Raw genomic sequence first — 6,531 nt, forward strand, 5'->3', positions numbered from 1 at the left:
GTAAAGGCCCGGTTTCCCGGGCCTTTACTGTACAATTTAACTTTCAACCTTTAGATGTTTTATTAATTTCATAAGCTCGACCAATATGGTACTTACCAAGTAAATATCGAGTTTCAACAGAACCTACTTTAGTGACCTGAGTATGGCGCGCAATTTGCGGATGCCCAGACAACGCTATAGCCAATCTTACAGAATTACTCGGTACTGTAAGAAAAGCAAGGATGGCTAAAAGCAGAACCTCAAAAACTTTCCTCACTATTCCAATTCTTTTCCAATGACCAACTAATTTGTTTTTAAAATGATAAAATGTTGGTTTCAAGAAATCATCTCATTTTCATATGGATTAGCCGAACACCATTTCTCAAGCTCAGGCGTTATCGCAATTTCCTTACCATAGACGGTTTCACATCAGCGTTAGATTCTCCACATACCTGTATTCCTTAAGGATCTGCTTATACTGTTTCCAAAGTTTAGGAGACTGCTTGGCTGCCCGCTTATATTTTTTAAGGAAATTTTCCATTCTTCGAATACGCTTATCATTTTGGGTATCAAAAACAATCACATTCTTGCCCTGCTTAAACGCACTTTTTTCTTGGTGCTTTAACGCTTTACGATTCATCGCTAAGTCGGCGGCAATCGCTGCCTGTCCGGCTAACTGCCAATTCTCACTGGTGGCCACCGTCTTTTGCGGATTAAACATTGAAATAGACCACACCTTAGTCTTGGAAGCAACGATGTATGCCGCATCCTTCTGGTTTTGTGCCAGAACGTCCTTTTGGAATTGCCCAGCGGGATGGATTGCCCAGGTTGTGCGATGTTCACCAACCAGCTTTTTCCCTTGATAAATACTCATCTGAACCCGCTCGGCATTGCTGTAAGACCACTCGCCAACGGCAAACTCATAGCGTTTTCCCCCTTGCCACTTTGTCAGCGCCGTTACCATAAGCCCATTCTTTTTGGCAAGTAGCGCCGTCATATGGAAGCCTTGGCTCTTAAAAATCTGGTTGGTGGCCGCACAATCCTTATGGTCAATCACATTTTTGGTTTTCGCCTGAGCCGTGGTCCCCGCACCCAAACTGATCACACCCAAAACAGCAACTGCCAAAACCAACTTCAAACAATCCTTCATCCGCATACTAATCTCTCCCCGAAACGTGTTATTTAATTAACCTTGCGATAGGATTAACTAATATTTTTATAATCCGCTTCATGCCGGGCGCTGTCAAGGTACTGGCCAACAAAAAGGAGCCGAGACGATATTCTCAGCTCCCTATCATTTTATCGGTAGAATTGATAACCTGTTTCACCGCTAATCCGTGCTAATTGCCACTGGCACTGCTCTGATTAGGCGCGCCATTCGGCTTCCCCGATGGTCGGTTCTTCATGCCACTGGGTATATTCTTCATCTGCGTTGTCTGCGCCGACTTGGCCTGTTGTTGACCGAGCATGTAGCCCGTCCCCCCGCCGCCAGCAAAGAGTATCAGGCCGGCAACCACCAGGGCTAGCCAACGTTTCGGTCCTTTTCGAACTGGTTTCATCACGAAATCTCCCTTCTCAAATACACGATCGGATGCTTGCTAGTATACGAGACTTTCCTTAACTCAGGCTAAAGCCGCCTTGACGACCACGTGATGGTGACCCTTCTAGTCGATAAATAAGTTATACTGAAAGAAACGGTTCGCACAGCATCCGAAGTTCCCGACCACCTAGATGCTTCCTGCTGCCTCGTTTGGCGTCCCAACGGCTAGTGGCTGGGAATGACCAGGTAATTTCGCACGATTCACCTTTTTACGTTTAAAAATCTGTCACCTAAGGAGAAATCTGCTATGCTCCCCATCACCATCGGCATTGCTATTGGTATCATCGTTTCCTTTCAAACCGCCGTTAACTCACGCTTGCGGCACTTTATTGGATCGCCTTATCAAGCCTCATTTGTGTCCTTTGCCATTGGGACCTTCTTCCTCGGGGCGATGACCCTAGCCACGCAACACACCCTTCTCGTTGCCCCCCATCTCATCGCCACGCAACCCTGGTGGCTCTGGATTGGCGGACTGCTCGGGGTGATCTTCCTAACGGCCAATATCTTGCTATTCCCCCACATCGGGGCCGTTCAAACCGCCATCATGCCGATTCTTGGTCAGGTCGTGATGGGGTCGATCATCGACAACTTTGGCTGGTTCCACGCCGATCGTCAACCGCTCACGCTGACTAAAGTCATCGGCCTTCTATTGGCCCTAGCCGGCATTCTCATCACCGTGGCGTTACCCGACCTACTACGCCGCCGCGAGCATCGCCAACTGGCCACGGAAAAGACGGCGGGCAATCCCCTCATCTGGCGCTTAATTGGGGTCTTCACCGGAGCCTTAGGTGCCACGCAAACGACCATTAACGGTCGCTTGGGCCTCGTCTTGCATTCCGCAGTTCACGCCGCCTTTATTTCCTTTTTAATTGGGACCATTGGCCTATTGGTCATTGTGCTCATCGTCAACCACGGATTCAAGGAAGTCCGCCGTGCAACGGGCCATGGCAAACCGTGGTGGCTTTGGATCGGCGGGGTCTTAGGGGCGATCTTCGTTTTGGGTAACGCCTACCTGGCGCCCATTATCGGTACCGGTCAGACCGTGGTCTTCGCCCTTTTGGGGCAGATTACGGGTGGCTTGCTGGTCGATCAACTGGGCCTTCTGGGAGCGCAGCGCAAGCCGGTGATTCCGGTTCAACTACTGGGACTGGTGGTTCTAATCAGTGGGGTAGTACTGATTCGGCTATTTTGATATTGACTAGCGGTTGAAAGTTCAAAAGTACTGGTCATGATTGTTCTATCAACAACAGTGAGCCTAAGACTAGGTCACCTGGTGGTCCGGTCAGCTTAAACAGCGTTCTTAGACGACCGGGGTAATGACTGCAGTAATTGTCATTGATTGGAGAAAAATGCTAGCTGCCAACGTTTTTCAACTATTTTCGTGATAAAACACAACCAGCGCCGGAGGAGGCCAGGGATGGAACCAGCCGTGAAAGTCGTGTTAACTGGCGTTTTTCAGCCAGTTTACAGCACGGGCGACTTTGGAGACAGGTGCTCTTCGTGGCTCCAAATCGAGCGAGAAGACTGACGGCCTTCCAGGCTGAAGCGTCCCCACAGCAGGCGGAATCCCTGGCAGCCGCAGTGCGCCCAGTTTAGACAAATTTAATGGCACGAATGCTTACCAATACTAGTTTCAGGCAGATATTCCATGATCTAAAAAGGTGCCACGCAGCGAGCATTTTACTCACTGTGTGGCACCCTTTTTCACTTTATTTGTGGTCAACCGCAATCTCACTGTTTCAAGGACATCACGCAAACGGTGACTCTCGAAAAGAGATTAGCTTATTTGTCAGCGTACAGTGCCGCAACCTGCGCCTGTACCTGTTCGTGACCCAAGAACTCGTCGTAGGTCGTGTCGGCCCGGTCAACAATCCCCTTAGGACTCACTTCAATGATCCGGTTGGCGATCGTTTGGATGAACTCGTGATCATGAGACGTAAAGAGGATACTACCGCTGAAACCAACCAGGCTATCGTTCAAGGCCGTGATGGATTCCAGATCCAAGTGATTGGTAGGATCATCGAGCAACAGCACGTTAGCCTTGCTCAACATCATCTTGGACAGCATTGCCCGGACCTTTTCGCCCCCGGACATCACGTCAACTTCCCGGTTCACATCATCCCCAGAGAACAGCATCTTCCCTAAGAAACCGCGCAAGAAGGTATTGTCACTCTCTTCTTTGGAAGCGAACTGCCGCAACCAATCGATCACGGTCAACTCGTTGTTGGCAAAGTAATCGTTCACGTTCTTAGGCAAGTAGGTTGTGCTGGTCGTTTGGCCCCAAGTGACAGTCCCACTATCTGGTTCCATTTCGCCGGCAACGATTTGCATCAACACCGTCGTCGTTAAATCGTTCCGACTGATGAAGGCCGTCTTTTCATCGGGACGCAGCGTAAAGCTCACATCGTCTAAAATGGTCACGCCATCGATCTTCTTGGACAGGTGTTCCACGCGAACCAAGTCGTTCCCCAATTCTCGTTCTGGATTGAACTTGATGAAGGGGTATTTCCGTGAAGAAGGCTTGATGTCATCCAGCGTGATCTTTTCCAATTGCTTCTTCCGCGACGTTGCCTGCTTGGACTTCGACGCATTGGCACTGAACCGCGCCACGAATTCTTGGAGTTGCTTGATCTGGTCGGCCTTCTTAGCGTTTGCATTGGCCTTTAATTGGGCAGCCAATTCACTCGATTCCATCCAGAAATCATAGTTCCCAACAAACAACGTAATCTTGCCAAAGTCCACGTCACACATGTGCGTGCAGACCTGGTTCAAGAAATGCCGGTCATGGGAAACGACAATGACGGTGTTTTCATAGTCGGCCAGGAAGTTTTCCAGCCAGCTAATGGATTGCACGTCCAACCCGTTGGTCGGTTCGTCCAAGAGCAATACGTCGGGATGACCGAACAGGGCTTGTCCCAGTAAAACCTTAACTTTTTGGGGTTCCGTTAATTCACTCATCTTGACCTGGTGTAAGGATTCATCGATCCCTAACGCTTGGAGCATCTGGCTGGCTTCAGCCTCGGCTTCCCAACCGCCCATTTCGCCAAATTCACCTTCGAGTTCGGCGGCACGCAGGCCATCGGCATCGGTGAAATCAGCCTTCATGTAGATGGCGTTCTTTTCAGTCATGATATCGTAGAGCTTCTTGTGTCCCTGAATAACTGTGTTTAAGACCAGTTCATCTTCAAACGCAAAGTGATCTTGATTCAAGCTGGACATCCGCTCGTTAGGACCCATTGAGACGGTCCCGGTCGTTGGCTTTAACTTGTTTTCAATAATCTTGAGAAAGGTTGATTTACCAGCGCCGTTAGCGCCAATGACCCCATAGCAATTCCCCGGGGTGAATTTAAGATTGACTTCGTCGTAGAGCTTCCGGTCGGAGAACTGCATACTGACATTATTGACGGTTAACATGAACGATACCTCCTGTATTTTTGCGTAAAAAACCAACGTGTCAGTTAACGGCAACGTTGGTTTCCACTCATATTCGTTGTGTTATGTTGGCCTAGTCTACCATAAATATCGTTGACAAGCAACGGTTACGCTACGACCAGGTCCGTTGTGCCGCATAACGCTCACGGTAGGTCTTGGGTGTCATCAAAAAATGCTGCTTGAAGGTCACAAAGAAATTCTTTTCCGTCCGAAAGCCCGTCTTCGTCGCGATGGTCTGAATAGCATCATCCGAAGTCATCAGGAGTTCCGTGGCCCGTTCCAAGCGGATCTGTCCCAAATAGGCCTTGGGGGAGATTCCCATATATTCTTTAAAATAACGGGAGAAATACACACTGGAATAGTTCAGCTTGGCGGCCATATCCGCGATGGACATAGGCTCACCATAGTTCTCTTGAATCTCTCCCACCGCCTGACGTAGCGGCTCTGGTAAGGGCAACTGATCATTATCTACCTGACCATTAACTTTCAACCGTTTTAACATCTGACCCACCAATTGATATTCCGCACCCAAACTGGCGAGGTAATCTGCTTGATTCGTTCGCTCGTGGATGGCGTTATCCACCAGGGTTCCGACGGCCTGACCAATGCCGTGATAAGCCGCATCGTGCAGATCCAGATCAACCGGTCCCCAAATCGGGAGCTGTTCATTATCCACGACGTTTCGCAGCCAAGCCGATGGCAACAGTAACGTCATAATCTGATTATCTTCATCGAGCATCGTTTCGTAGCTGTGCACCACTTCCGAGTTAATCACGTAGACGTGACCCGCGGCCATTTCAAAAGTCGAACTCCCCACATGCACGGTTCCAGGATGGCCGCAATACGGGTAGGCCAATTCGACAGCTTGGTGCCAATGTGGCAATACCAATTTCGGGCCACCCGTGCCATGACTGATCACGCGCAGTGGCAATTGCATCGTAAAATTCAAACGTTCATGATACGGACGAGGCATGTTTGTTCCCCCATTTCTGTAAATCAAAAACCCAACAAAAAAGCAACTTTACCTTAATTCCCCCAAGTATACCAATTGTTACAATTCATTTGTATCAATAGCATACCACGTAAACAACCCAGGTGGTTAAAATAAGTAACGCAATTATCAAATTACGGGATTATAGAATTATTGAATACCCGCTACAATGTACTTGTAACATCCGATAGGGGTCACCATCATGACGGACATGAGTCACCCCTATCATGGCCACCGATTCTTGAGAAAGTTGATTTGGACTTGTTGTCAGGACGACTCTGGGGAGGGTCGGCACTGACTGGCTAAGCAATCATTTCGCTTATCGGCCACTTGGGGGAGTGGCCGACCTTCCAACAGGTGCTCTCTCTTGGGGAAGAGATCACCCACCAAAACTGTGACGCAACAAGAATAAGTTATGGCCATCTGAGGCTTTAGGGGGGGCAGCTAGACGCGGGTCTGGCTGTTTTTTTATGTTGGCGAGTTTTAAAATCAAGTTAGCCACTGCTTTTAACACAAAATAAAAACACCA

General features: G+C 48.9%; 6 protein-coding genes. 1 reads left to right on the forward strand and 5 read right to left on the reverse strand.

What is annotated here, in order from left to right:
* Positions 1–43: 43 nt before the first annotated feature.
* From FD28_RS13155 to FD28_RS02020, 3 genes are all read right to left on the reverse strand, one after another.
* Positions 44–319 (reverse strand): hypothetical protein, encoded by a 276-nt coding sequence (locus FD28_RS13155; RefSeq protein ID WP_157059811.1) that lies wholly within the window; start codon positions 317–319, stop codon positions 44–46.
* Positions 320–403: 84 nt separating this feature from the next.
* Positions 404–1,135: a hypothetical protein gene (locus FD28_RS02015; RefSeq protein WP_057732091.1), complete on the reverse strand. Its 732-nt coding sequence runs from the start codon at positions 1,133–1,135 to the stop codon at positions 404–406.
* 184 nt (positions 1,136–1,319) lie between these two features.
* The gene (locus tag FD28_RS02020) at positions 1,320–1,538 is read right to left on the reverse strand and encodes a hypothetical protein (protein ID WP_057732093.1); all 219 of its coding nucleotides are present in this window, start codon (positions 1,536–1,538) and stop codon (positions 1,320–1,322) included.
* 288 nt (positions 1,539–1,826) lie between these two features.
* Between FD28_RS02020 and FD28_RS02025 the strand changes: the two genes are divergently transcribed.
* Positions 1,827–2,771: a DMT family transporter gene (locus FD28_RS02025; protein WP_057732095.1), complete on the forward strand. Its 945-nt coding sequence runs from the start codon at positions 1,827–1,829 to the stop codon at positions 2,769–2,771.
* Between the two features lie 590 nt (positions 2,772–3,361).
* Here FD28_RS02025 and FD28_RS02030 read toward each other — a convergent pair.
* Together FD28_RS02030 and FD28_RS02035 are read right to left on the reverse strand one after the other, a co-directional pair.
* Positions 3,362–4,993 carry an ABC-F family ATP-binding cassette domain-containing protein gene (locus tag FD28_RS02030; RefSeq protein WP_057732098.1) on the reverse strand — a complete coding sequence of 544 codons (1,632 nt, stop codon included), beginning with the start codon at positions 4,991–4,993 and terminating at the stop codon, positions 3,362–3,364.
* Positions 4,994–5,123: 130 nt separating this feature from the next.
* The gene (locus tag FD28_RS02035; RefSeq protein ID WP_057732100.1) at positions 5,124–5,984 is read right to left on the reverse strand and encodes an AraC family transcriptional regulator; all 861 of its coding nucleotides are present in this window, start codon (positions 5,982–5,984) and stop codon (positions 5,124–5,126) included.
* Positions 5,985–6,531: the final 547 nt, after the last annotated feature.

This window comes from Levilactobacillus hammesii DSM 16381, from assembly GCF_001434395.1.
In the GTDB taxonomy this organism is placed as follows: Bacteria; Bacillota; Bacilli; order Lactobacillales; family Lactobacillaceae; genus Levilactobacillus; species Levilactobacillus hammesii.

Bases quoted from the DNA above. Each gene is read 5' to 3' on its own strand.
- FD28_RS02015 (WP_057732091.1), bottom strand. From the start codon at position 1,135: ATGCGGATGAAGGATTGTTTGAAGTTGGTTTTGGCAGTTGCTGTTTTG.
- FD28_RS02020 (WP_057732093.1), bottom strand. From the start codon at position 1,538: ATGAAACCAGTTCGAAAAGGACCGAAACGTTGGCTAGCCCTGGTGGTT.
- FD28_RS02025 (WP_057732095.1), top strand. From the start codon at position 1,827: ATGCTCCCCATCACCATCGGCATTGCTATTGGTATCATCGTTTCCTTT.
- FD28_RS02035 (WP_057732100.1), bottom strand. From the start codon at position 5,984: ATGCCTCGTCCGTATCATGAACGTTTGAATTTTACGATGCAATTGCCA.
- FD28_RS02030 (WP_057732098.1), bottom strand. From the start codon at position 4,993: ATGTTAACCGTCAATAATGTCAGTATGCAGTTCTCCGACCGGAAGCTC.